Here is a 24,717-nt window from a genome sequence, read left to right as displayed (position 1 = left end):
GCTCCCTTGGTCGCGGATGCCGGTTCCGAAGCCCTACCCACTGCCGTGAGGGGCATCCGTATACGGTCCGGGAACGTGGCGCTGGTCACACCCGGCACCTTCGGGCGGGACGGGCCTCCACCGAATCGGGGCTCCGCGCCTCCGGCGAAGTTCCCAGCCTGCCCGGCGTTCGAGGGCGAGGCCGCAAGGCCGATCGGGGCCGGACCGTCCCACCCGCAGGGGCATCGGCGAGGGCTGGGGTCCAGGGGGCGCGGCGCCTCTGGTTCCGGGAAGGGGCGGGATCGGGGAACGCCCCCGCAGGGCCCCGGCGTTGACGCCCCGCATTGACACCCTCCCCACCCCGGTGATGGGCTTCCCGCACCCTGTGTGATCACGCGAGTGGCCACAGTGACGAAAGCGGCGAGGCGACCCCCGCCGGACCACTGCCGAGCGGCAAGGGAGAGGCACGTGCACCGGCGACGCGGAAGAGGCGCAGCCACCCTCGCCCTGGCGGCCCTGGCAGGCGCCTTCGCCCCCGCACCCCACGCCGCGGCGACCCCCGCGCCCCCGACGACGGCTCCGGACGACCACCGGTCACCCCCTGTGCCCGAGGTCTGGCCGAGGCCGCAGACCCAGGAGGCCACAGGCCGGGGGAACACGGCCACGGTCGGCGACGACGTGGTCCTCGTCACGGGAGCACCGGGCGAGACCACCGACCCGCACGCCACGGAGGCGCTGCGCGCCCTCCTCCGGACGACCGGCACCCGCCGCATCACCGAGGTCCCCGAGGGCAGTCCCCTCCCCCCCGACCCCCCACCTCGTGGTGCACGCAGGAGGCGCAGGCGCCGGAAAGGCGCTGCGCGCGCTCGGCGCGCGGCCCCGCGCCGACCTCCCCCCGGGCGGCTACCGCCTCGCCGTCGGCCGCGTCGAAGGACGGGACGCGGTGGCGCTGGACGGCGTGGGCGAGGACGGCCTGTTCCACGCCGTCCAGACCCTGCGCGGGCTCACCGACCCGCGCACCCGCACGATCCCGGGTGTCCGCATCCGCGACTGGCCGACGACGGCGGTACGCGGCGTGACCGAGGGCTTCTACGGCACCCCGTGGACGCACCGCCAACGCCTGGCGCACCTCGACTTCATGGGCCGCACGAAACAGAACCGCTATCTGTACGCGCCGGGCGACGACCCGTTCCGCCAGGCCCGCTGGCGCGAGCCGTACCCGGCGGCGCGGCGGGCCGAGTTCCGCGCGCTCGCCGCGCGGGCGGCCCGCAACCACGTGACGCTCGCCTGGGCCGTGGCCCCCGGCCAGGCGATGTGTCTGGCGTCGGACGCCGACGTGCGGGCCCTGACGCGGAAGGTCGAGGCGATGTGGGCGCTGGGCGTGCGGGCGTTCCAACTGCAGTTCCAGGACGTGAGTTACAGCGAGTGGCACTGCGAGCGGGACGCGGACGCGTTCGGCTCGGGGCCGCGCGCGGCGGCCCGGGCGCAGGCGCGGGTCGCCACCGCCGTGGCGCGGCGCCTCGCGGCACGCCACCCGGGCGCGCCGCCGTTGTCCCTCATGCCCACCGAGTACTTCCAGGACGGCGCCACGGACTACCGCGCGGCCCTGTCCGAGGCGCTCCACGACTCCGTCGAGGTGACGTGGACGGGAGTCGGCGTCGTACCGCGCACCATCACGGGCCGCGAACTGGCGGGCGCGCGGCGGGCGTTCGGGGAGCATCCGCTGGTCACGGCGGACAACTACCCCGTGAACGACTTCGCGCAGGACCGTGTCTTCCTCGGCCCCTACCGGGGCCGTGAGCCCGCCGTGGCGCAGGGGTCGGCCGCACTGCTCGGCAATGCGATGGCGCAGCCGACGGCGTCCCGGATCCCGCTGTTCACGGTCGCCGACTTCGCCTGGAATCCCCGGGGTTACCGTCCCCGGAAGTCCTGGAACGCCGCGATCGACGATCTGGCGGGCGGTGATCCGAAGGCGCGTGCCGCGCTGGCGGCGCTCGCCGGGAACGAGGCGTCGTCCGTCCTCGGCGCGCGGGAGTCGGCGTATCTCCGGCCGCTGCTGCGGGAGTTCGCGCACGCGCGCACGACGGCCGACCGGGGCCGCCTCGACGCCGCCGCGCGCGCTCTGGGCGACGCCTTCCGGGTGATGCGGGAGACGCCCGGGCGGCTGGCCGCGAGCGAGGTGGCGGACGTCGGCGACCTCGCGGCGGAAGTGCGGCCGTGGACGGAGCGGTTGGCACGCTACGGGGAGGCGGGCGGGACGGCCGTGCGCATGCTGACCGCGGCGGCGCACGGGGACGGCGAGGGCGCGTGGCGTGCCGCGCGCGCCCTGCACGCGCAACGTGCTGATCGGCGAGCGGAGGAGAGCGGAGAGGAAGGCGGCCGGGTCACGGTCGGGGAGGGCGTTCTCGGTCCGTTCGTGGAGCGTGCCCGGGAGGCGTACGAGGCGTGGGCGGGTCTCGCCGGGGAGCACGTCGGGTCGGGCCCTGGCGCCCGCTGGCGGGGAGCCCGGCCGCTCGCCGGGGTGACGGTCCTGGCCGACCCCGGCACCCGCGGCACCCTGGAGGCCCACGTCCCCGGCGCGGGCTGGCGCCGCCTCACGTCCCTGTTCGCGTCGGGCTGCACGGAGCTGACGCGCCCCGGGGCCCCGCGCGCGGGCGGCCCGGTGCTGCCGGAAGGGCTGCGCGCCGACGCCCTCCGCGTCGTCCTCGACCACGGCGCGGTGCGGCATCTCGTGCCGTGGTTCGCGGACACGGCCGTCGCGCGCTTCGGGCGGGCCCCGGCGGGGGCGGACCTGGAGATCGGCGGCGGGCCGCGCCGGGTCACGGCGGAGCTGCTGTCCGGGCGGCCCGGTGACGTGCGCGGCGCGGTGACGGTGCGGGCGCCGGGGGGTGTGGAGGTGCGGGCCCCGCGGGCGGTGACGCTGCCGCGCGGCACGCGGGTCGGGGTGCCGCTCGACGTGACCGTGCCCAGGGGCACGCCGGCCGGGACGTACGAGGTGTCCGTCACGTTCGCGGGCGAGACGCGGACCGTGTCGGTGCGGGCGTTCCCGCGCTCCGGCGGGCCCGATCTCGCGCGCGGCGCGCGGGCCACGTCCTCGGGCGACGAGACGGCGGACTTCCCCGCGTCGGCCGCGACCGACGGCGACGCCACGACCCGCTGGTCATCGCCCGCCGAGGACGACGCGTGGTGGCAGGCCGAGCTGGCCGAGCCGGTGCGCCTGGGACAGGTGGTGCTGCGCTGGCAGGACGCGTACGCCGCCGCGTACCGGATCCAGACGTCGGCCGACGGCAGGACCTGGCGGACCGCCGCCGTCGTGCGCGACGGCGCGGGCGGCCGCGAGTCCGTGCGCATGGACGCCCCGGACACCCGCTTCGTGCGGGTGTCCGGCGAGCGCCGGGCGACCCGCTTCGGCTACTCGCTGTGGTCGGTCGCGGCCTACGCGGTGGCGGAGGACTGAGGCCCCCCGCACCGCGCACGGAGGTCCACCGCACCGCGTACGAAAGGCCCTCTGCACCACGTACGTACGACAAGGCCCGGATCGATTCCTAGGCGGAAATGCCGTCGATCCGGGCCATCGCGTCGTCCGCGCCGAACGGCTGCAAGTACGGCAGCCAGCGCGGATCCCTATGTCCGGTGCCGATGATGCGCCAGGCGAGGCCCGTGGGCGGTGCGGGCTTGTGCCGCAGGCGCCAGCCGAGCTCCAACAGGTGCCGGTCGGCTTTGACGTGATTGCAGCGGCGGCACGAGGCCACCACGTTGTCCCAGGCGTGCTGGCCGCCCCGGCTGCGCGGAATGACGTGGTCGACGCTGGTTGCGACGCCACCGCAGTACATGCACCGGCCGCCGTCGCGGGCGAACAGGGCACGGCGGGTCAGTGGAACGGGCCCCCTGTAGGGGACCCGCACGAAGCGCTTGAGCCGGACCACGCTGGGTGCGGGGATGGTGCGGGTCGCGCTGTGCATGAAGGCGCCGGACTCCTCGAGACAGAGTGCCTTGTTCTCGAGGACGAGGACGAGCGCGCGGCGGAGCGGTACGACGCCGAGCGGCTCGTACGACGCGTTGAGGACCAGGACATGCGGCACGGATGCCTCCTTGTACGCCGGCGGCGCGTGGCTCGCGCCGGGACGATCTGTAGCCAGTCTCCCCTCATGCCTGGTCGTAGCGCCAGCATGTGCCGGTAACGGCCCTGAAGTGTTTTCGACCACAGTTCCGGTGGCGGCACGTTTCGGCGCTGGTGAGCACCGCCTCTCCTTCGAACATGACAACGATCCCCACACAATGCCCCGTTAGTGTGGTGAGTCTGCCCGGCGCATCTCCTGGGCAGGCCGCTATGCCTGGAGGTACCAGCCGTGTTCCTGTCCGTCCTTTCGGCCGCCGGAACGGACCCGGACCCGACACCGACGCCGACGCGCAAGCCGGTGACGCTCGACGACGCCCAGGAGAGCGCGACGAACGCCGCCAGCTGGGTGGAGGAGAACTGGTCGACCTGGCTCGCCATCGGTCTGCGCATCCTGCTGATCGTCGTGATCGCGATGGTGCTGCGCGTGATCGTGCGGCGCTCCATCACCAAGCTGATAGAGCGGATGAACCGCACGGCGCAGGCCGTGGACGGCACCGCGCTCGGCGGGCTGCTCGTCAATGTGGAGCGGCGGCGGCAGCGTTCGCAGGCCATCGGGTCCGTGCTGCGGTCGGTGGCGTCGTTCCTGATCCTCGGCACGGCCGCGCTGATGATCCTCGGCACGTTCCAGATCAATCTGGCGCCGCTGCTCGCGTCCGCGGGTGTCGCCGGTGTCGCGATCGGCTTCGGCGCCCGCAACCTGGTCACGGACTTCCTGTCCGGCGTCTTCATGATCCTGGAGGACCAGTACGGGGTCGGTGACTCCATCGACGCCGGGGTGGCCTCCGGCGAGGTCATCGAGGTGGGCCTGCGCGTGACCAAGCTGCGCGGCGACGACGGCGAGATCTGGTACGTCCGCAACGGCGAGGTCAAGCGCATCGGCAACCTCTCCCAGGGCTGGTCGACGGCCGGTGTCGATGTGACGGTGCGCCCGGACGAGGACCTGGACAAGATCAAGCGGGTGCTCGGCGAGGTCGGCGAACGGCTCGGCAAGGAAGAGCCGTGGAACGAGCAGCTGTGGGGCCCGGTCGAGGTGCTCGGCCTGGACAGCGTGCTGCTCGACCAGATGGTGGTGCGGGTCTCCGCCAAGACCATGCCGGGCAAGTCGCTCGGCGTGGAGCGGGAGCTGCGCTGGCGCATCAAGCGGGCCTTCGACGCGGAGGACATCCGCCTGGTGGGCGGCCTGCCGATGCTCCCGGACGGCGGCGTGGCCCAGGCCCCGGACCCGACGGCGGGCATGGCGGCCCCGTCCGCGTACGCGTCGTCGACGTCCCCGCAGTCCCTGGCGGCGTCGCCCATCGCCCCGCCGCCGAATCTGTCGAAGTAACCACCCCTCACCACCCCTCACCACCCCTCACCACCCCTCACCACCCCGCGCACGACCGCGCCCCCGTAGGTAACGAGTTGGTTGCCTCGGGGGCGCTCGGTCTTGACGACCCCTTCACGGGCCTTTACGTTCCTCGCATCAAATAGGAAGCCTTCCTAACAGTGAACTCGGGGAGGCGGGTCGCCGAAGGGCAGGTGTCGTCAGCGATGGCTGGAACCACCCCATCCAATGGTTCTCCCGGCGTGCCGGGCACGCCCCGCGTGCTCCGCGCCATGAACGACCGCGCCGCGCTCGACCTGCTCGCCGCCCACGGCCCCCTCACCCGCACCCGCATCGGCGAGCTGACGGGCCTGTCCAAGCCCACCACCTCCCAGCTCCTGAGCCGTCTGGAGAGCGCGGGCCTGGTGCGCACCACCGGCCGCCAGAGCGGCCGCCCGGGCCCCAACGCCGTCCTGTACGAGATCGACCCGGCCGTCGGCCACGTCGCCGCCCTGTCCGCCGACCCCACCGGCATCACCGCCCTGGTCGCCGACGTCACCGGGCGCGAGGTGGGCAGGCAGCGCATCGAGGCCGCAGCCGTAGCCGAGGACATCCGCCACCGCACCGCCCAGCTGGTCGTGGAGGCCGTGGACGGCGCCCTCGCCAAGGCCGGGCTCGGCCACCACGACCTGCGCGCCACCGTCATCGGCACCCCCGGCGCCATCGACCCGCACGACGGCCGGCTGCGCTACGCCCCGCACCTGCCCGGCTGGCACTCGCGCACCCTGCGCGCCGAGCTCGCCGAGGTCCTCGGCACCCCGGTGACCATCGAGAACGACGTGAACCTCGCCGCCATCGCCGAGCAGTACGAGGGCGCGGCGCAGGACAACGACAACTTCGTGCTCGCCTGGCTGGACGAGGGCGTGGGCGCGGCGATCGTGCTCGGCGGCGTGCTGCTGCGCGGCGCGACCGGCGGCGCGGGCGAGATCGGCTACATGCCGGTGCCGGGCGCCCCGCTGCTGCGCGGCGGCCCGGAGGCGACGCCCGACGCGTACCGGGGCGGCTTCGAGAGCCTCGTCTCCGGCGCCGTGGTCCGCGAGCGCGCGGGCGGCAGGCCGCTCGACGAGGCGCTCGCCGACCCCGTAATGCGCGACGAGCTCGCCGGGCACATCGCCACCGGTCTCGCCGCGGTCGTCGCGGTGGTCGACCCCGAACTCGTCGTCCTGTCCGGCCAGGTGGCCAAGTCGGGCGGCGAGGAGCTGCTCCTGCGCGTCGAGGAGGAGATGACCGGCCTCGCCCTGCCGCGCCCGCTCCTGCGGATCAGCGAGCTGGACGGCGACCCGATCCTCACCGGCGCCCTGCGCACCGCCCTCACCCAGGCCCGCGACACGCTCTTCGACACCGCCTGAGCCCCGGCACACCGCCTGAGCCACGGCACGCCCCCTCCGTCACCTCCTTCGTCACCCTCTGGCTCGCTCCCCTTCGCCCCTCCCCTTCGCCTCCCCTCCCCTTCGCCTCCCGTCCCGTCCCGTCCCTTCCCTTCCCCGACACCGCCTCTCACAAAGGACGTCCGCCATGCCGCGATGGCGCATACGCACCCGCGTGCCCGCCGCCCTGACCGCGGCCGGACTGCTCTTGGCCGGATGTGCCAACCCGAGCACCGGCAGCGCCGACGACGATCCGACCAAGCCCGTGACGCTGAAGTTCTGGCACGGCTGGTCGGCGCCCGGCGAGGTCGAGGCGATCAACAAGAGCATCGAGCGATTCGAGAAGCTGCACCCGAACATCGACGTCAAGGCGACCGGCAACGTCCCCGACTCCACCATCAACCAGGCCCTCAGGGCGGGCGGCGGCGAATCCCCCGACGTGGTGGTCTCCTTCACCACCAACAACGTCGGCCAGTACTGCGACTCCGGCATGTGGGTCGACCTCGACCCCTTCATGAAGAAGACCGGACTCGACAAGAAGAAGACGTTCCCCAAGACCCTCCTCGACTACACGAGTTACGAGGGCACCCAGTGCGCGCTCCCGCTCCTCGCGGACGCGTACGGCATGTACTACAACAAGGACGCCTTCAAGGAGGCGGGCATCGCCCGCCCGCCGCGCACCATGTCGGAGCTGAAGGCGGCGGCGAAGAAGCTGACCGTGCGCAGCGGCAAGGACTCGTACGAGCGGGTCGGCTACATGCCCAACTTCCGGCTCTACCAGGGCACCGCCGACCGCCTCTTCGCGCAGTGGGGCCCGCGGTACTTCGACGCCGACGGCAAGTCCCGGCTCGCGAAGGAACCCGCCTCCTACGACTACTTCAAGACGACGAACGAACTGCTCGACGCCCAGGGCGGGTTCAAGGACCTGGAGAAGTTCCGCTCGACCTTCGGCGACGAGATGTCCAGCCAGAACGCCTTCCTCACCCAGAAGGTCGCCATGCTCCTGGACGGCGAGTGGCGCGGGCTGATGCTGAAGGACGCGAAGGCGAAGTTCGACTGGGGCGTGGCGCCGCTGCCGGTGCCGGACGACCAGGCGGAGGCGTACGGCCGGGGCTTCATCACCGGCACCGTCGCAGGCATCGCGCACAGCAGCAGGCACCAGAACGCGGCGTGGGAGCTGGTGCGGTTCCTGACCGCCGACACCGACCAGGTCGTGAACTTCGCCAACGCCATCCACAACGTCCCTTCGACCTTCGCGGCCCTCAAGTCCCCGAAGCTGGACGCCGATCCGAAGTTCCGCACCTTCTTCCGGATCCTGCAGAGCAAGTACAGCCAGGCCATGCCCCCGTCCACCAACGGCGGCGCCTACATCGTCTCGTTCGGGGACTTCGGGTACTCCGTCGAGGCCGGGCACGAGAAGAACCTGCGCGAGGGCCTGAAGAAACTCGACGACCAGATCGACGCCGACAACCTCCAGTCAGAGAACTGAGGAGGGCCCCGCCATGGCCACACTCTCACCCCCGGCGCGCCACAGACTGCGCGTGCTCGGCTTCCTCTCCCCCTGGCTGATCGGCTTCAGCGTCTTCTTCCTGTATCCGCTGATCGCCACCGTCTACTTCTCGTTCATGCACTACAACCAGATCAAGGAGCCCACGTTCGTGGGCCTGAAGAACTGGCGGTACGTGTTCGAACAGATGCCGCTGTTCGGCCCCGCGCTGTGGAACACGCTGTGGCTGGTCGTGGTGATGGTGGCGCTGCGGGTGGTCTTCGGGCTCTCGCTGGGGCTGCTCGTGACGAAGCTGAAGAGCGGCGTCGGCTTCTTCCGTACCGCCTTCTACATCCCCTACCTGGCCCCGCCGGTGGCGGCCACGGTCGCCTTCGTCTTCCTCCTCAACCCCGGCTCGGGCCCGGTCAACGAGATCCTCTCCAAGGTCGGCATCTCCGCGCCGACCTGGTTCAACGACCCGAACTGGGCCAAACCGTCGCTCGTGATGCTCTCCCTGTGGGGCATCGGCGACCTGATGGTGATCTTCATGGCGGCACTGCTCGACGTCCCCAAGGAGCAGTACGAGGCGGCCGAGCTGGACGGCGCGGGCCCCTGGGCGAAGTTCCGGTACGTGACCTGGCCGAGCATCACACCGATCGTGATGTTCGCGGTGGTCACCGGGGTCGTCCAGACCATGCAGTACTACACCCAGGCCCTGGTCGCCGGAAAGGTCGCCTCCGGCGTCAACATCGGACCCGGCTCGGTGGTCCAGCCCGGCTATCCCGACCACTCGACCCTCACGGTCCCCCAGCTCGTGTACCAGATGGGCTTCCAGAACTTCAACACCGGTGCGGCGTGCGTGCTCTCGCTCGTGCTCTTCGCCATCGCCATGGCCGTGACGATGCTGCTGATGCGCAAGCGCTCCGGCCTGCTCTCGGCGGAGGACTGATCACCGATGACTTCCACGACACTCAGCGCGCCCGCTCCGAAGGCCACCGACACCCCCGTGCGCTCGCGCGGCCCCGAGGCCGCCCGCGCCCGCCGCAAGCGCGTCCTGCACTGGATCGCCGTGCACAGCGTCGCCATCGCCGTGGCCCTGCTCTTCATCCTGCCCTTCGTGTTCGTCTTCCTGACGTCCGTGATGAGCGACTCGCAGGCGATGAGCGGCGACCTGTGGCCGTCCTCCTGGCACTGGGAGAACTACAAGGCCGTCTTCGAGACGGACGGCTTCCTCACCTGGTGGCGCAACTCCCTGATGTACGCGGGGCTCGGCACCCTCTTCACGGTCTGCTCGGCGATCCCCGTGGCGTACGCCCTCGCCAAGTTCCGCTTCCGCGGCCGCCGCACCGCGATGCTCCTGGTCATCTCGACGATGATGCTGCCGCCGCAGGTCATCGTGATCCCGATGTACCTGGTGTGGGCCCAGCAGTTCCACCTGTCGGGCACGCTGTGGCCGCTGATCATCCCGATGGCGTTCGGTGACGCGTACTCGATCTTCCTGCTCCGCCAGTTCCTCCTGACGATTCCCAAGGAGTACATCGAGTCGGCGCGCGTCGACGGCTGCGGCGAGGTCAGGACCCTGCTGAGGATCATCGTGCCGATGGCCAAGCCCGGCATCGCGGCCATCGCCCTGTTCCAGTTCTTCTACTGCTGGAACGACTACTTCGGCCCGCAGATCTACGCCGCGCAGGACCCGGGCTCCTGGACCCTCAGCTACGGCCTCGAATCCTTCAAGAGCGCCCACATGGTGAACTGGAACATGACCATGGCGGCAACCCTCCTGGTCATGGCTCCGGTCATCGTCATCTTCTTCTTCGCACAGAAAGCCTTCGTCGAAGGCGTCACCCTCACCGGAGTAAAGGGCTGATTCAGCACATGAAGCTCGCAGTGGTCGGCGGAGGCTCGACCTACACACCCGAACTCATCGACGGATTCGCGCGGCTGAGGGACACCCTGCCGATCGAGGAGCTCGTCCTCGTCGACCCGGCGGCCGACCGCCTGGAGCTGGTCGGCGGCCTCGCCCGCCGCATCTTCGCCAAGCAGGACCACCCGGGCCGCATCGTCACCACGTCCGACGTGGACGCGGGCGTCGCCGACGCCGACGCGGTCCTGCTCCAGCTGCGCGTCGGCGGCCAGGCGGCCCGGCAGCAGGACGAGACGTGGCCCCTCGACTGCGGCTGCGTCGGCCAGGAGACCACCGGCGCGGGCGGCCTCGCCAAGGCGCTGCGCACGGTCCCCGTCGTCCTCGACATCGCCGAACGCGTCCGCCGCACCAACCCGAACGCGTGGATCATCGACTTCACCAACCCCGTCGGCATCGTCACCCGCGCCCTGCTCCAGGCCGGGCACAAGGCCGTCGGCCTGTGCAACGTCGCCATCGGCTTCCAGCGGAAGTTCGCCGCGCACCTGGGCGTCGACCCCGGCCAGGTGCACCTGGACCACGTCGGCCTCAACCACCTCACCTGGGAGCTGGGCGTGCGCCTCGGCGGCCCCGGCGGCGAGAACGTGCTGCCGAAGCTGCTCGCCGAGCACGGCGAGGCCGTCGCCGAGGACCTGCACATGCCGCAGTCCCTCGTCGACCGCCTCGGCGTCGTCCCGTCGTACTACCTGCGCTACTACTACCAGCACGACGCGGTCGTACGGGAGCTGCGCACCAAGCCCTCGCGCGCCGCCGAAGTGGCCGCGATGGAGGAGCAGTTGCTGAAGATGTACGGCGACCCGGCGCTCGACGAGAAGCCGGAGCTGCTGGCCAAGCGCGGCGGCGCCTTCTACTCGGAGGCGGCGGTCGACCTCGCCGCCTCTCTCCTCAGCGGTAGCGGCAGCCCGTACCAGGTGGTCAACACCCACAACAACGGCACCCTGCCCTTCCTCCCCGACGACGCGGTCATCGAGGTCCAGGCGTCCGTGGACGGATCCGGCGCGAAGCCCCTGCCCGTCCCGACCCTCGACCCGCTCTTCTCCGGCCTGATCGCGAACGTCACCGCCTACGAGGACCTGGCGCTGCACGCCGCCCTGCACGGCGGCCGCGACCGCGTCTTCAAGGCGCTGCTCGCCCACCCGCTGGTGGGTCAGTACGAGTACGCGGAGAAGCTCACGGACGACCTCCTCGCACACAACCGGGAGCACCTGGCGTGGGCCTGAGCAGACCGCACGGCGCGGACCCTTCGGCGTCCGCGTCCCTGCTCGCCATCGACGCGGGCAACAGCAAGACCGACGTCGCGGTGGTCACGGCGGCCGGCGAGGTCGTCGGCGCGGCCCGCGGGGGCGGCTTCCAGCCCCCGCTGGTCGGCGTGGAGACCGCCGTGGACACCCTCGCCGAGGCGGTCACCGCCGCCCTCGGCGCGGCCGGTCCCACCTCGGTCGGGCACGTCTCCGCGTGTCTGGCCAACGCCGATCTCCCGGTGGAGGAACGGGAGTTGGCGGCCGCGCTGCGGCGGCGCGGCTGGAGCACCAGCGTGGACGTCCGCAACGACACCTTCGCGATCCTCAGGGCGGGCCTGGTCGAGGACGCCGAGCCGCGCGGGGTCGCGGTGGTGTGCGGGGCGGGCATCAACTGCGTGGGCATGCTGCCGGACGGCCGCACGGCCCGCTTCCCCGCGATCGGCAAGATCTCCGGCGACTGGGGCGGCGGCGGCCACCTCGCCCAGGAGGCGCTGTGGCACGCGGCCCGCGCGGAGGACGGCAGGGGCGGCCCCACGGCCCTCATGACCGCCCTGCCCGCGCACTTCGGCCTGCCGTCCATGTACGCCCTCATCGAGGCCCTGCACCTCGGCCACATCAAGCCCGCCCGCCAGCACGAGCTGACCCCCGTCCTGTTCGCCACGGCGGCCACCGGCGACCGGATCGCCTGCTCCCTGGTCGACCGCATGGCCGAGGAGGTCGTGGCGATGTCCACCGTGGCCCTCACCCGCCTCGACCTCCTCGACGAGGCGGCCCCCGTCCTCCTCGGCGGCAGCGTCCTGGCGGCCCGCCACCCCCGCCTCGACGACACCATCCGCACCCTCCTCGCCGAACGCGCCCCCAAGGCGACCCCCCGCGTGGTGACGGAGAGCCCGGTCCTGGGCGCGATCCTCCTGGGCCTGGACGAACTGGGCGCACCAGCGGGGGCGCACGCACGGGCACGGGCGCACTACAGCTCCGACGGGTAGCCCGCGCTCCGCTCCCCGGCCGGGCTGAGACGTCCTCCGGCCGGGGGGCGGAGCGAGCTACCTGCCGGAGGACATCTCAGCCCGACCGGAGGGGGCATTCCGGGCTGGCCGGAGGGGGCATTCCGGCCTGGCCCAGGCAGTATCAGCCCGTCCGGCGCTTGAGGACGAGGCGCGAAGCGCCGATCGGCGGAGGCTGTCCCACCCGAAGGGGACACCGGCGAGAACAGCTCCCAAGCCCTCCAAGCCCCCCCAAGGCCCCCGGCCAGCGCCCGTACGGGAACCGAACACGCCCCCGACGCGTGTTCAAAGGCACCCGGTGGCCCACCAATCCGCACAAGATCGAGTCAAGCCCTGTGCGGATGTCGCCCCCTGCGGCGATACTTGCGGCCGTGCACTGCTTCCGCAGCCACCAAGGCCCGGAAGGAAGGGCAGTCCGACGACCAAGGGGGAGGTCGAGGTCAGGTGACACACCCACCACAGGCACCACCGCACGCGCCCGCACCCACGAGTCCACCACTGCCGAAGCAGCAGACAGCGAGCCCACCGCACCAGGCGCCCGCGCCAGGAAGAAGCACGGCGTGGGCGGAAGGAGTGGACCGCCTGCGCGCGGCGGCGACGACGGAGCCGGGCAGGCTGCGCGCCATCGGCGCGGTCCTCGCGGCCCTGGTCCTGGCGTTCGGCGCGGTCACGGCCTGGCAGACGACCTCCCGGGCGGACGCGGCGGACCGCGTCCTGAACCGCAGCCAGCCGCTGAGCAACGACGCCGCCGCGATCTACCGCTCCCTCGCGGACGCCAACACGGCCGCGTCCAGCGGCTTCCTGGCGGGCGGCCAGGAGCCCGCGAAGGTCCGCGAGCGGTATCAGCGGGACATCGACCGGGCCGGCGAGAAGCTCGCGACGGCCGCGTCGAACGCGGGCTCCGACTCCTCGTCGGCGGCGTCGGTGAGCCGGTTGAACAAGCTCCTCCCCCAGTACACGGCCCTGATCGAGCGGGCCCGCGCCAACAACCGCCAGGGCCTGCCGCTCGGCGGCGCCTATCTGCGGTACGCGAACGACACGATGCAGACCCGGATGCTCCCGGCCGCCGAGAAGCTCTACAAGGCGGAGAACGAGCGCCTGACCGACGACTACGCCGACGCGAAGCCGTACCCCTGGCCCGCGATCGCCCTCGGGGTGGTGACCCTGGCCGCCCTCGGCTGGGCCCAGCACCGCAACTACCGGCGGACGAACAGGGTGTTCAACACGGGCCTGCTGGCGGCCACGGTCGCCGCGTCCGTGGCGCTGCTGTGGCTGCTCGGCGGGCACACCTTCGCCCGCTCCGGCCTGAACGAGTCCTACGACCGCGGCGTGAAGTCCCTGAACGTCCTCAACGACGCCCGCATCAGCTCCCTGAAGGCCCGGGGCAACGAGAACCTGACCCTGGTCAGCCGGGGCGCCGAGACCGTCACCGTGGACGACGCCACGAAGGACAAGTTCGACGTGGCCTACCAGCGGCAGATGGCGCGCCTCGCGGGCGCGAAGGCGGGCGAGAAGGGACTGCTCGGCAAGGCTGCCGAGCTGGCCGACGACGAGTCGGGCAAGCGTCCCGTGGCGGCCGCCGCGGCGAACGTGGCCGAGTGGAAGGAACGCCACAAGTCGGCCCGCGCGAGCGACGACTCGGGTGACTACGAGGGCGCGCTCGACAAGGTCATCGGCACCAGGAGCGACGAGCCGACCGGCGAGTCCTTCGACAATGTGGACGCGGCCCTCGACGCGGCACTCGCGCACGAGCAGCGGGAGTTCAAGCAGGCCGCCGAGGACGGCAAGGGCGCCATGACGGGCCTGCCGATCGGCGCGGCCGTGCTCGCGGTCGTCGGCGCGGCGGCCGCCGTGCTCGGCATCGGCCGCAGGCTTTCGGAGTACCGGTGATGGGGGGCGCGCGGACGATGCGTACGCGACCTGGCGAGAAGGAACAGCACGTGGCCGCGGCGACCCGGTACGCACGGCGCCCGCGCCGCGGCCTCGCGGTCCTGCGCGGCTGGGGCGGGGTCGCCTCGATGGCCCTCGCCTGTCTGCTCGCGATCGCCCTGGTCCTCGCACTGCCGCAGCTGCGCGGCGGCAACGGCGCGGGCAGCGGCGGCGGTTCGGCCGACGCGGACCGGCTGACGCAGGCCGCGCCCGCGCGCGCCGACGAGTGCGAAGCGCCCGAGCGCAGCCTGCGGCCCGACACCAAGGACGGGCCGACGCTGGAGAAGATCAAGCAGCGCAAGGTCAAGAAGCTCGTCGTCGGCGTCGACCAGAACAGCTACCGCTGGGGCTATCGCGACCCCAACAAGGGCGTCGGCAAACTGGAGGGCTTCGACATCGACCTGGCGCACGAGATCGCGGAGCGGCTGCTCGGCGACCGCGACGCCGTGGTGTTCCGCGCGATCCCCACCAACCAGCGCGTCCCCGCGATCCAGAGCGGCCAGGTCGACATGATCGTGCGCACGATGACCATCAACTGCGACCGCATCAAGGACGTCGCCTTCTCCACGGCGTACTTCGAGACCGGCCAGCAGGTCCTCGCCCCGAAGACCTCCGACATCACGGGCTACAACGACACGCTGAAGGGCAAGAAGGTCTGCTCCGCCGCGGGCTCCACGGCGGAGACGGCGCTCAAGGAGAACAGCTTCGGTGCCGACATCAGGACCACGGTGCCGAACCAACTCGACTGCCTGGTAAGGCTCCAGCTCGGCGAGGTGGACGCGGTGGTCACCGACAGCGCGCTCGCCGCGGGCCAGGCCGCGCAGGACCCGACGGTGGAGCTGAAGGGGGCCGAGCCGTTCACCACCGAGTACTACGGCGTGGCGATGAAGAAGGACGCGGACGACCTGGTGCGGCGCGTGAACGACGTACTGGACGACTTCCGCAAGGACAAGGACGGCTGGCGCGCCTCGTACGACAAGTGGCTCGCCGACGACCTCGGCGACTCGGCGGGGCCGCCGAAGCCGAAGTACAAGGACTGAACGCGCAGGATCCGAAGCACACGCGACACGCAGAGCGGAGAGTGATCGATGAGCGTCGCGGGACCCCCCGGACCCGTCATGGACCGGGACGAGGTGGACCGTGCGCTGGTGCGGCTCGACGCCGAGCACGAGGCGATCGAGACGTCGCTCCTCGCCCTCCAGGACCACGCGGGCCGCCGCCTCCTCGAAGGCGCGCGGCTCACCGGCACCACGCACGAACGCTGGCTCGGCACGGAAGCCCGGATCACGCTGCTCTGGACGTACTTCGACGCGTACGCGGGCGCCCTGAACACCGCCCGCGAGGTGCGCGAGCGCAGGCGCTGGCCCAACCGCGACGACCTGCTCGAACTGACCCGGCTGCTGCGCGGCCGGAGCGTCACCGTCGCGGGCGGCTCCGCCTCCGGCGCCGCGCCGTCGATCACGGGGCCCGCGAAGCTCACCGAGCAGTTCACCCTCGAAGAGCTGGTCGCGCGCATGAACGACCTGTACGCGCACTCCTTGGACGTGGTCGTCGCCGCCGACGCCGTCTGGTCCGCGCTGCCCGCCCGCATCGACCTGCTCGCCGCCGAACTCCAGCGCACCCGTCAGCTCGCGCACTCCGTGGGCGTCCGCCCCGGCGAGCACCCCTCGGGCGACGACCTGGAGCGCATCACCCAGGAGCTCACGGCGCTGCGCGAGCAGGTGGTGTCCGACCCGCTCGCCTTCTGGCAGCCCACGCGCGGCAGTTCGGCCCCCGGCGGTGGCCGCCCGCACACCGACCGCTACGACCACGCGGCCCGCGCCCTGGAGGACGTGCGCCGCGAGATCGACGCCGTGCTCACGGTCCGCCAGGACGCCGAGGCCCGCCTCGGCAAGCTGCGCGACGTGCTCTCCCGCGCGGACCGCACCCTGGCCGAGGCCCGCTCCGCGCGCGGGGAGGTGCTGGCGAAGATCGCCGCGTCCGAGGTGCCCGCGGTGTCCGGGCCGCCCACGGCGCTCCAGGAGCAGCTGGCGATGGCCGCGGACTACCGCAGGAACGCCCAGTGGCACCGCCTCTCGCCGCTCCTGGAGTCCCTGGAGGAGAAGGCCGAGGACGAACTGCTGCGCGCCCGCGAGTCGTTGACGGCCGTCACCGCGCCGCTCGCGGTCCGCGCGGAGCTGCGCGGCCGCCTCGACGCGTACAAGGCGAAGGTCGCCCGGCACGGCCTCGCGGAGGACCCGGTCCTCATCGAGCGGTACGACGCGGCGCGCCGCATGCTCTGGAGCGCGCCCTGCGACCTGCGCGTGGCCGAGCAGGCGGTGCTGCGCTATCAGCAGGCGGCGGCCGACGCGCTGGCGCCGAGGGTCCCGCACCAGAGCGGGCCCACCGATCGGAGGGGGGAAGCATGAGCGAGGAGAACGGCGGGCAGCAGCCGTGCCAGCGGCCCAAGTGCACGGGTTCGTACGAGGACGTGGGCGGCGGCGAGCTGTACTGCGACACATGCGGCCTCGCCCCGGTCGTGTCGGCGAGCGGCATGGTGGGCTCCCCGGCCACAGGCATCACGGTCGGCGGGCGCAGCGGGCGGGGCTCGCGGGCCTCCTCCAGCGTCGGCTCGCGCGGCACCCGCGGCAGCACGCGCTCCTCCCGGTCGTCCTCCTCGCGCCGCTCGGTCTCGGGCCGGCTCTCGCGCGCCACGTCGAGCGGTACGTCGGCGCGGTCGGTGTCGGTGCGCAGCTCCGGCTCGTCGACGGCGTCCTCCGCCCGCAGCAGGCTCGGCGTCGGCCTGGTCTCGGTGCCGCAGGTGCCGCGCCCCGACCCGCGCGGCGCGGTGCAGCAGAACCCCGAGGTGCCCGAGAGGAAGCGGTTCTGCTCGCGTTCCGACTGCGGCGCGCCGGTGGGCCGCGCCCGCGGGGAGCGCCCCGGGCGCACGGAGGGCTTCTGCACCAAGTGCGGCCACCCGTACTCGTTCGTGCCGAAGCTGAACGAGGGCGACATCGTGCACGGCCAGTACGAGGTCGTGGGGTGTCTCGCGCACGGCGGCCTCGGCTGGGTGTATCTCGCCGTGGACCGCGCGGTGTCCGACCGCTGGGTGGTCCTCAAGGGCCTGCTCGACACCGGTGACCAGGACGCGATGGCCGCGGCGATCTCCGAGCGCCGCTTCCTCGCCGAGATCGAGCACGCCAACATCGTGCGGATCTACAACTTCGTCGAGCACCTGGACCAGCGCACCGGCTCCATGGACGGCTACATCGTCATGGAGTACGTCGGCGGCAAGTCCCTCAAGGAGATCGCCAACAGCCGCCGCACGCCCACCGGCAAGCGCGATCCGCTGCCGGTGGAGCAGGCCTGCGCGTACGGCATCGAGGCCCTGGAGGCGCTCGGCCACCTGCACAGCCGCAACCTGCTGTACTGCGACTTCAAGGTCGACAACGCCATCCAGACCGAGGACCAGCTCAAGCTCATCGACATGGGCGCGGTCCGCCGCATGGACGACGACGAGTCGGCGATCTACGGCACCGTGGGCTACCAGGCCCCGGAGGTCGCGGAGGTCGGCCCCTCGGTGGCGTCCGACCTGTACACGGTCGCGCGCACGCTGGCCGTGCTCACCTTCGACTTCCAGGGCTACACGAACGTCTTCGTGGACTCGCTGCCCGACCCGGACAACATCGAGGTCTTCCGGACGTACGAGTCGTTCTACCGGCTGCTCGTGCGGGCCACCGACCCCGACCCGGCGCGCCGCTTCGGCTCCGCCCAGGAGATGGCCGAGCAGCTGACCGGCGTGCTGCGGGAGGTCGTGGCGGTGCAGAGCGGGCGGCCCCGGCCCGCGCTCTCCACGCTGTTCGGGCCCGAAGTGAAGGTCACGGACACGGAGTTGTTCGCGGAGCCGGCCGGGGAGGTGTCGGTGCTCGGGGCCCGGGGGCCTGCGGGGCGGGCCTCCGGTGGCGCCGGGGACGACGGGAGCCTCGGGGGTGGGGTCGCCGGCGCGCTGGGGCTGGAGGCGTTCGGGGAGGCCGGCGATGGTGGCGCCGGGGCGAACGCGAGCGCAGGTGCGGGCACCGGGGAAGGCACCGCGTCCGCCTCGCTGGTGCGTGCCCTTGACGCCCCCGCGACGTCGCTCGCCCTGCCCGTGCCCCGGGTCGACCCCGGCGACGCCAACGCCGGTTTCCTCGCCGGGCTCGTGGACTCGTCGGGCGCCGAGCTGATCGCCGCGCTCGGGGCCGCCCCGGCGACCTCCACCGAGCTGCGGCTGCGCGAGCTGCGGGCGCTGCTCACCCTGGGCGACTCCGTCGCCGCCGGCAAGGCCCTGGAGTCCCTGGAGATCGACCACCCGGACGACTGGCGGGTGATCTGGTACCGCGGGGTCGCCTCGCTCACCAACGGCGACCACGAGATCGCCGCGCTCTCCTTCGACGCGGTGTACGACGCGTTCCCGGGCGAGCCCGCGCCCAAGCTCGCCCTCGGCGTCTGCGCGGAGGTGCTCGGCCAGCTCGACAACGCCGCCGAGTACTACCGCCTGGTGTGGGCGACCGACCCGAGCTACGTCAGCGCCGCCTTCGGGCTCGCCCGGGTGCAGCTCGCCACGGGCGACCGGAGCGGCGCGGTGCGTACGCTGGAGTCCGTGCCGGAGTCGTCCATCCACTACACGGCGGCCCGCGTCGCCGCGGTGCGGGCGCGGCTGCGGCGGCGTATGACGTTCGACACGGCGGCCGGGCCCGGAGCCCGGTTCCTGGACGACCTGACGGCCGCCGCCGGGCAGGTCGAGGCACTCGCGGGCTTCGGCCTCGACGCGGTGCGCAGAGAGCGCCTCTCGACGGAAGTCCTCGGCACGGCGCTCGACTGGGTACTCTCCGGTAGCCACCACTCCGGTACCGCCCCGGCGCCCTCAGGGCCCTCGGCGACCGCGAGCGACGGGCGTGCGGGAACCGTACTGCTCGGCAGCGAGTTGGACGAGCGGGGCCTCCGGTTCGGTCTGGAACGTTCGTACCGAACCCTGGCCCGGCTCGCACAGGGTGGCGAGGAAAGGATCGAACTGGTGGAGCGGGCCAACCGTTTCCGCCCCCGGACGTGGGTGTGAAGATGGCGCAAATGCACCAACCGGCGGCCTTGTCCACGTGTCCGAGCTGCGAGGAGCCCCTGGATACGGGCGACTTGTTCTGCGGCGCGTGCGGCTACGACCTCTCGGCGGTCCCGGCGCCGCCGGAGGACCGGCCCACGCTCGCGATCAACGGCCTGCCGCCGCTGCCGGGCTCCGCGCCTCAGGGCGCGCCGGGCTCCGGTTCCGGCCCGGCTCCCGGCGCCTCCGACACGGCGGCCGCGGGACGTGCTCCCGGCTCCGGCCAATGGCCCGTGGCCCCTGAGGTCGACAGCTCCGACACCCCGGTCCCGACGCACCGCTCCTCCGACCTGCCCGGCACGGACTCCTCCGGCGCCGAGCTCGGGGACTCCGGCGGTGCGGGCGTTCCTGGCGCCTCCTCGGCCACCGGGCCCGGGGCCCCCGGCCGACCGGCCGCCACGGCCGCCGAGCCCGACGGCTACCCCCTCGCGGCCCCCACGCCCGGCGCCGCCCCGGCCGCCGACCCGCGCACCGGCACGCCCACGCCCGACCAGTCGGCTTCTCCGGCGCCCCAGGCCCCTTCCGCCCCTCCGGCGCCCCAGGCCCCGGCACCCGTCGCCCCCACCCCGTCCGCAGGAACCAAACTGTGTGTCGCCTGCCGCTCCGGGCACGTCGCCCCCGACGGCTACTGCGAGAACTGCGGGCACGCCCAGCCGCGCGAGCGCGACCACATGGAGCAGGAGCTCGACGCGGTCGCCGCCGTCAGCGACCGGGGCCTGCGCCACCACCGCAACGAGGACGCGTTCGCGATCTCCGCGGCGGCGCTGCCCGACGGCTCGCCCGCCGTCATCGCCGTCGTCTGCGACGGCGTCTCCTCGGCGACCCGCCCCGACGAGGCCTCCATGGCCGCCTCCCGCGCCGCCGACGCCACCCTCCGGGCCGCCCTGCCGCGCGGCGCCCACCCGCAGCAGGCCATGCACGAGGCGATCCTCGCCGCCGCCGAGGCCGTGAACGCCCTCGCCGACGAACCCACCGGCGCCCGCGAGCACAGCCCGCACCAGAACGCGCCCGCCTGCACCCTCGTCGGCGCCGTCGTCGCGGGCGGCCTGCTCGTCATCGGCTGGGTCGGCGACAGCCGGGTCTACTGGGTGCCGGTCGACCGCTCGGGCCCCGCCGCCCGCCTCACCGAGGACGACTCCTGGGCCGCCCAGATGGTCGCCGCGGGCCTGATGAACGAGGCCGAGGCGTACGCGGACGAGCGCGCGCACGCCATCACGGGCTGGCTCGGCGCCGACGCGTACGAACTGGAGCCGCACACCGCTTCCTTCAAGCCGGACCGCCCGGGTGTAGTGGTGGTGTGCACGGACGGCCTGTGGAACTACGCGGAGGCAGCCGAGGAGATGGCCCGCGCCGTCCCCCTCGACGCCGCCCGAAGGCCGTTGCACAGCGCCCAGGTCCTCGTCGGCCACGCGCTCGACGGCGGGGGCCACGACAACGTAACAGTGGCGGTCCTGCCGTTCCCCGCCCCTCCGCAGGGGGCAGGATCGGCCTAGCGCGGGCGGGAGCCGCGCCACGCGGCCGATCGGCTGTCCCGGTGGCCTTCGCCCCACGCGCGCACCGGCACCACCCGCACGCGCGGGCACCGCGGCGGGCAGCAGATCCGAGCTCTGTGGAATGAAGTCCTAGGGGGGAGCACCAACCATGGCCAATTTCTCCAAGTCGAACGTCCCGCAGTTCACCGTCGACGTCTACCAGAACGAGTACCTGCCCGAGGGCGGCCGCGAAGTCAGCGCGATCGCCACGGTCACCTCGACGGGCGGCGGAACCATCGGCTCCGCGGTCGGCGCGCCCCATCTGTACGCGGTGGGGGACGGCCCCGACGCGGCGGTCGCGATCATGGTCGACTGTTCGGGCTCCATGGACTACCCACCGACGAAGATGCGCGGCGCCCGCGACGCCACCGCCGCCGCGATCGACGCCCTGCGCGACGGCGTGCACTTCGCGGTCATCGGCGGCACCCACGTCGCCACGGAGGTCTACCCCGGCGGCGGCCGCCTCGCCGTCGCGGGCCCGCAGACCCGCACCCAGGCCAAGGAGGCCCTGCGCAAGCTCAGCGCGGGCGGCGGCACCGCCATCGGCACCTGGCTGCGCCTCGCCGACCGCCTCCTCGCCTCCGCCGACGTCTCCATCAGACACGGCATCCTGCTCACCGACGGCCGCAACGAACACGAGTCGGCGGAGGACCTGCGCGCCTCCCTCGACGCCTGCGCGGGCCGGTACACCTGCGACGCGCGCGGCGTCGGCACCGACTGGGAAGTGAAAGAGGTCACAGGAATCGCCTCGGCGCTGCTCGGCACCGCCGACATCGTGGCCGACCCCGCGGGCCTCGCCGCCGACTTCACGCAGATGATGGAGTCGGCGATGGGCAAGGAGGTCGCCGACGTCAGCCTGCGCCTGTGGACGCCCATGGGCGTGGAGATCATGTTCGTGAAGCAAGTGGCACCCACGGTCGAGGAGTTGACCGACCGCCGCACCGAGGCGGGACCCCGTGCGGGTGACTACCCCACCGGCTCCTGGGGCGACGAGTCCCGCGACTACCACATCTGTGTACGGGTTCCCGGCGCCGAGCTGGGCCAGGAGATGCTCGCGGCCCGCGTCTCGCTCGTCGTCCCGGCGGCCGACGGCACCGTGCAGACCCTGTCCCAGGGCCTCGTGCGGGCCGTCTGGACGGACGACATGGCGGCGTCCACGTCCATCAATCCGCAGGTCGCGCACTACACGGGCCAGGCGGAACTGGCTCAGGTCATCCAGCAGGGCCTCGACGCCCGCAAATCGGGCGATTACGACGGAGCAACGGCCAAACTGGGCCGGGCCGTTCAGCTCGCGAGCGCGTCCGGCAACGCGGACACCGCCAAGCTCCTTTCCAAGGTGGTGGACGTGGTCGACGCCGCGACAGGTACTGTTCGATTGAAGGCGCGGGTCGCCGAGGCGGACGAGATGACACTCGAGACGCGCTCGACGAAGACGGTCCGCGTGAAGAAGTAGCGGGGCGTCCCACGGCGTCCCGTACGCCGGGTACGCCCCGCGTACGCCCTGTCAGTACCGGAAGAACGCCAGTGCACGCGGCCCACGGGCCGGAGAAGGAGAGGGGGAAGCGCCGACATGCCGACCTGCCCGAACGGACACCAGTCGGGTTCCGACGACTGGTGCGAGGTCTGCGGTCACCGCATGGCCGGTGCCGTACCACCGCCGCCTCCGCCACCGCCCCCGGCCGCGGGCTACGGCCAGCAGCCGCAGGGTCCCGGCCAGCCCGGCGGCCCCGGTCAGCCCGGCGGCCCGGGCGGCCCCGGCCAGCCCGGCCGTGCGCACCTTTCCGCGGTGCCGGACCTCGGCCCCGAGCCCGAGCTCTGCCCGCAGTGCCGCACGCCCCGCGAGGCCAACGCGCCCTTCTGCGAGGAGTGCCGGTGGAACTTCCTGACGGGTACGGCGACGTCGTACACGCCTGCCGCGCCCAATCCGCCGCTGCCCCATAGCGGGACGGGGCGGCCCGGTGGTCCGGGCGGGCCCGGTGGGCCTGGTAGGCCCGGTGGTCCGGACGGGCCCGGTGGGCCCGGTGCTCCGGGGATGCCTGGGCCGGGTGGTCCTGGTCAGCCTGGTGGGCCCGGTGCCGGTGGACCTGGTGGTCCTGGCTTTGGTGGGCGTGGGCCCGGTGCCGGTGGCCCTGGTTCCGGTCCTGGTGGGTACGGGTACCCGCCTCAGGGGCCCGGTCAGTCTGGTGGGCCCGGCGGCCCTGGTGGTCCCGGTCAGCCCGGCGGGCCCGGTGCCGGTGGTCCCGGTTCCGGTCCTGGTGGGTACGGGTACCCGCCTCAGGGGCCTGGCCAGTCTGGTGGGCCCAGTGGTCCCGGCGGTCCCGGTCAGCCCGGTGGCCCTGGTCAGCCCGGCGGTCCGGGTGCCGGTGGCCCCAACGGGCCCGGTGGGTACGGCTACCCGCATCAGGGTCCCAGCCGGCCCGGTGGTCCCAACGGCCCGAGCGGTCCCGGTGGCCCTGGTGGCCCTGGTGGCCCTGGTGGGTACGACGGCCCCGGTGGGCCTGGCCCGAGCGGTCCCGGCGGTCCCGGTGGCCCGGGTGCTCCTGGCGCCCCCAACGCTTCCCAGCAGTTCCAGCAGGGTCCTCCCCCGCCCCCGCCGGGCCCCGGTGGCCCGGGCGGCGGTCCCGGTGCTCCCAGTGCTCCCGGCGGCCCGGGCGGCCCCGGTGGTCCCAACGGCCCCGGCACCACCTCCCCGACCGGCCAGCAGTCCCCCGGCCCCGGCCAGGACCCGTTCGGCTACCAGGGCTCGCGGCCCTCGCAGGTGAACCGTCCCGCCGAGCCGATCCCGCCGTTCGGCAACGGCGGCGGCAACGGCGGCGCTCCCGGCGGCCCGGGCACCGGGCCTGGACCAGACGGACCGGGCGGACCGGACGGACCGGACGGACCGGGCGCCCCGCAGGCGTTCCAGCGGCAGGGTCCCCCCGCCCCGCCCGCGTTCCCCCAGGAGACGGGCACCCCGCAGGGCCCGCCGCCCCCGCCCGGCCAGGGCGGTCCTGGTGGACCCGGCGGACCGGGCGGCCCCGGCGCGCCCTCCTTCGGCGGCGGCGGAGACGACTGGGTCCTCTCCCCGCCCTCGACCTCGGCGCCCGGCCAGGGGCACCCCGGCGGCCCGGGCGGTCCCGGAGCTCCGGGCGGCCCCGGCGCCCCGGCCCAGCAGCCCCCGCAGGGCTACCCGGGCCAGGCCGGTCCGCCCCAGCCGACCGGCCCCGGGTCCTGGACCGCGACCATCGGCCCCGACCGTGACTACTTCATGGCGATGATGCAGCGCAGCGGCCCCGAGGCCGCGGGCCTGAACCTGCCCGCGTACTCCCCGGAGCAGCAGCGTCCGCTGGTCGGCAACCAGATCACGATCGGCCGCCGCCGCCACTCCACCGGCGACACCCCCGACATCGACCTGTCGGTGCCGCCGGAGGACCCGGGCGTATCGCACCAGCACGCGGTCCTGGTCCAGCAGCCGGACGGCGGCTGGGCGGTCGTCGACCAGAACTCGACCAACGGCACCACGGTCAACAACGGCGAGGAGCCCATCCAGCCCTTCGTCCCGATCCCGCTCCAGGACGGCGACCAGGTGCATGTCGGCGCCTGGACGACGATCACCGTCCGCCGGGACTGACCCCGGCCGCCGGGATCACCCGCACCACCCGCACCACCGAAGGGCCGTACGC

General features: G+C 73.3%; 16 protein-coding genes. 15 read left to right on the top strand and 1 reads right to left on the bottom strand.

What is annotated here, in order from left to right:
- Window positions 1-799: 799 nt before the first annotated feature.
- The gene (locus QUY26_RS25945) at window positions 800-3,436 is read left to right on the top strand and encodes a beta-N-acetylglucosaminidase domain-containing protein (protein ID WP_436840406.1); all 2,637 of its coding nucleotides are present in this window, start codon (window positions 800-802) and stop codon (window positions 3,434-3,436) included.
- An 88-nt stretch (window positions 3,437-3,524) separates the two neighbouring features.
- Here QUY26_RS25945 and QUY26_RS25940 read toward each other — a convergent pair whose 3' ends face one another.
- Window positions 3,525-4,061, bottom strand: coding sequence for an HNH endonuclease (locus QUY26_RS25940; protein ID WP_289950701.1), 537 nt, complete (start codon window positions 4,059-4,061; stop codon window positions 3,525-3,527).
- 267 nt (window positions 4,062-4,328) lie between these two features.
- On the opposite strand from QUY26_RS25940, the gene QUY26_RS25935 reads away from it, so the two are divergent.
- The 14 genes from QUY26_RS25935 to QUY26_RS25870 all read left to right on the top strand — a co-directional run bounded on the left by QUY26_RS25935 (window position 4,329) and on the right by QUY26_RS25870 (window position 24,665).
- Complete coding sequence (locus QUY26_RS25935) at window positions 4,329-5,423, top strand: mechanosensitive ion channel family protein (RefSeq protein WP_289950699.1); 1,095 nt, start codon at window positions 4,329-4,331, stop codon at window positions 5,421-5,423.
- A gap of 206 nt (window positions 5,424-5,629) precedes the next feature.
- Window positions 5,630-6,811: an ROK family transcriptional regulator gene (locus QUY26_RS25930; RefSeq protein ID WP_289950697.1), complete on the top strand. Its 1,182-nt coding sequence runs from the start codon at window positions 5,630-5,632 to the stop codon at window positions 6,809-6,811.
- Between the two features lie 166 nt (window positions 6,812-6,977).
- Window positions 6,978-8,318, top strand: a complete 1,341-nt coding sequence (locus QUY26_RS25925) for an ABC transporter substrate-binding protein (RefSeq protein ID WP_289950694.1) — start codon at window positions 6,978-6,980, stop codon at window positions 8,316-8,318.
- A 13-nt stretch (window positions 8,319-8,331) separates the two neighbouring features.
- Window positions 8,332-9,264 (top strand): carbohydrate ABC transporter permease, encoded by a 933-nt coding sequence (locus QUY26_RS25920; RefSeq protein ID WP_289950692.1) that lies wholly within the window; start codon window positions 8,332-8,334, stop codon window positions 9,262-9,264.
- 6 nt (window positions 9,265-9,270) lie between these two features.
- Window positions 9,271-10,182, top strand: a complete 912-nt coding sequence (locus QUY26_RS25915) for a carbohydrate ABC transporter permease (protein WP_289950690.1) — start codon at window positions 9,271-9,273, stop codon at window positions 10,180-10,182.
- 8 nt (window positions 10,183-10,190) lie between these two features.
- The gene (locus QUY26_RS25910) at window positions 10,191-11,456 is read left to right on the top strand and encodes a 6-phospho-beta-glucosidase (RefSeq protein ID WP_289950689.1); all 1,266 of its coding nucleotides are present in this window, start codon (window positions 10,191-10,193) and stop codon (window positions 11,454-11,456) included.
- Window positions 11,447-12,463 (top strand): N-acetylglucosamine kinase, encoded by a 1,017-nt coding sequence (locus QUY26_RS25905; protein WP_289950687.1) that lies wholly within the window; start codon window positions 11,447-11,449, stop codon window positions 12,461-12,463. Before QUY26_RS25910 ends, QUY26_RS25905 begins: the two co-directional genes overlap by 10 nt.
- 462 nt (window positions 12,464-12,925) lie before the next feature.
- A complete protein-coding gene (locus tag QUY26_RS25900; RefSeq protein WP_436840405.1) occupies window positions 12,926-14,371 on the top strand; it encodes a hypothetical protein in 1,446 nt (481 codons plus the stop codon).
- Window positions 14,372-14,388: 17 nt separating this feature from the next.
- Entirely contained in the window at window positions 14,389-15,450 is a 1,062-nt protein-coding gene (locus QUY26_RS25895) for a glutamate ABC transporter substrate-binding protein (RefSeq protein WP_289950685.1), read from the top strand.
- 48 nt (window positions 15,451-15,498) lie between these two features.
- Window positions 15,499-16,818: a hypothetical protein gene (locus QUY26_RS25890; RefSeq protein WP_289950684.1), complete on the top strand. Its 1,320-nt coding sequence runs from the start codon at window positions 15,499-15,501 to the stop codon at window positions 16,816-16,818.
- On the top strand, window positions 16,815-19,484 hold the full coding sequence (locus tag QUY26_RS25885) for a serine/threonine-protein kinase (RefSeq protein WP_289950682.1): 2,670 nt from the start codon (window positions 16,815-16,817) through the stop codon (window positions 19,482-19,484). The genes QUY26_RS25890 and QUY26_RS25885 overlap by 4 nt, the downstream gene beginning before the upstream one ends.
- Window positions 19,485-19,486: 2 nt before the next feature.
- Window positions 19,487-21,016 (top strand): PP2C family serine/threonine-protein phosphatase, encoded by a 1,530-nt coding sequence (locus tag QUY26_RS25880; protein WP_289950680.1) that lies wholly within the window; start codon window positions 19,487-19,489, stop codon window positions 21,014-21,016.
- Between the two features lie 148 nt (window positions 21,017-21,164).
- Window positions 21,165-22,508 carry a vWA domain-containing protein gene (locus QUY26_RS25875; protein WP_289950678.1) on the top strand — a complete coding sequence of 448 codons (1,344 nt, stop codon included), beginning with the start codon at window positions 21,165-21,167 and terminating at the stop codon, window positions 22,506-22,508.
- A 117-nt stretch (window positions 22,509-22,625) separates the two neighbouring features.
- On the top strand, window positions 22,626-24,665 hold the full coding sequence (locus QUY26_RS25870; RefSeq protein ID WP_289950677.1) for an FHA domain-containing protein: 2,040 nt from the start codon (window positions 22,626-22,628) through the stop codon (window positions 24,663-24,665).
- Window positions 24,666-24,717: the final 52 nt, after the last annotated feature.

It is taken from the genome of Streptomyces flavofungini (genome assembly GCF_030388665.1).
GTDB lineage: Bacteria > Actinomycetota > Actinomycetes > Streptomycetales > Streptomycetaceae > Streptomyces > Streptomyces flavofungini_A.
Note: the sequence above shows the minus strand (reverse complement) of the source record. Positions and strands in the feature narration are given on the sequence as shown.

Excerpts from the sequence above, each read along its gene's own strand:
- QUY26_RS25930 (WP_289950697.1), top strand. The coding sequence starts at position 5,630 with ATGGCTGGAACCACCCCATCCAATGGTTCTCCCGGCGTGCCGGGCACG.
- QUY26_RS25925 (WP_289950694.1), top strand. The coding sequence starts at position 6,978 with ATGCCGCGATGGCGCATACGCACCCGCGTGCCCGCCGCCCTGACCGCG.
- QUY26_RS25920 (WP_289950692.1), top strand. The coding sequence starts at position 8,332 with ATGGCCACACTCTCACCCCCGGCGCGCCACAGACTGCGCGTGCTCGGC.
- QUY26_RS25915 (WP_289950690.1), top strand. The coding sequence starts at position 9,271 with ATGACTTCCACGACACTCAGCGCGCCCGCTCCGAAGGCCACCGACACC.
- QUY26_RS25910 (WP_289950689.1), top strand. The coding sequence starts at position 10,191 with ATGAAGCTCGCAGTGGTCGGCGGAGGCTCGACCTACACACCCGAACTC.
- QUY26_RS25895 (WP_289950685.1), top strand. The coding sequence starts at position 14,389 with ATGCGTACGCGACCTGGCGAGAAGGAACAGCACGTGGCCGCGGCGACC.
- QUY26_RS25890 (WP_289950684.1), top strand. The coding sequence starts at position 15,499 with ATGAGCGTCGCGGGACCCCCCGGACCCGTCATGGACCGGGACGAGGTG.
- QUY26_RS25885 (WP_289950682.1), top strand. The coding sequence starts at position 16,815 with ATGAGCGAGGAGAACGGCGGGCAGCAGCCGTGCCAGCGGCCCAAGTGC.
- QUY26_RS25880 (WP_289950680.1), top strand. The coding sequence starts at position 19,487 with ATGGCGCAAATGCACCAACCGGCGGCCTTGTCCACGTGTCCGAGCTGC.
- QUY26_RS25875 (WP_289950678.1), top strand. The coding sequence starts at position 21,165 with ATGGCCAATTTCTCCAAGTCGAACGTCCCGCAGTTCACCGTCGACGTC.
- QUY26_RS25870 (WP_289950677.1), top strand. The coding sequence starts at position 22,626 with ATGCCGACCTGCCCGAACGGACACCAGTCGGGTTCCGACGACTGGTGC.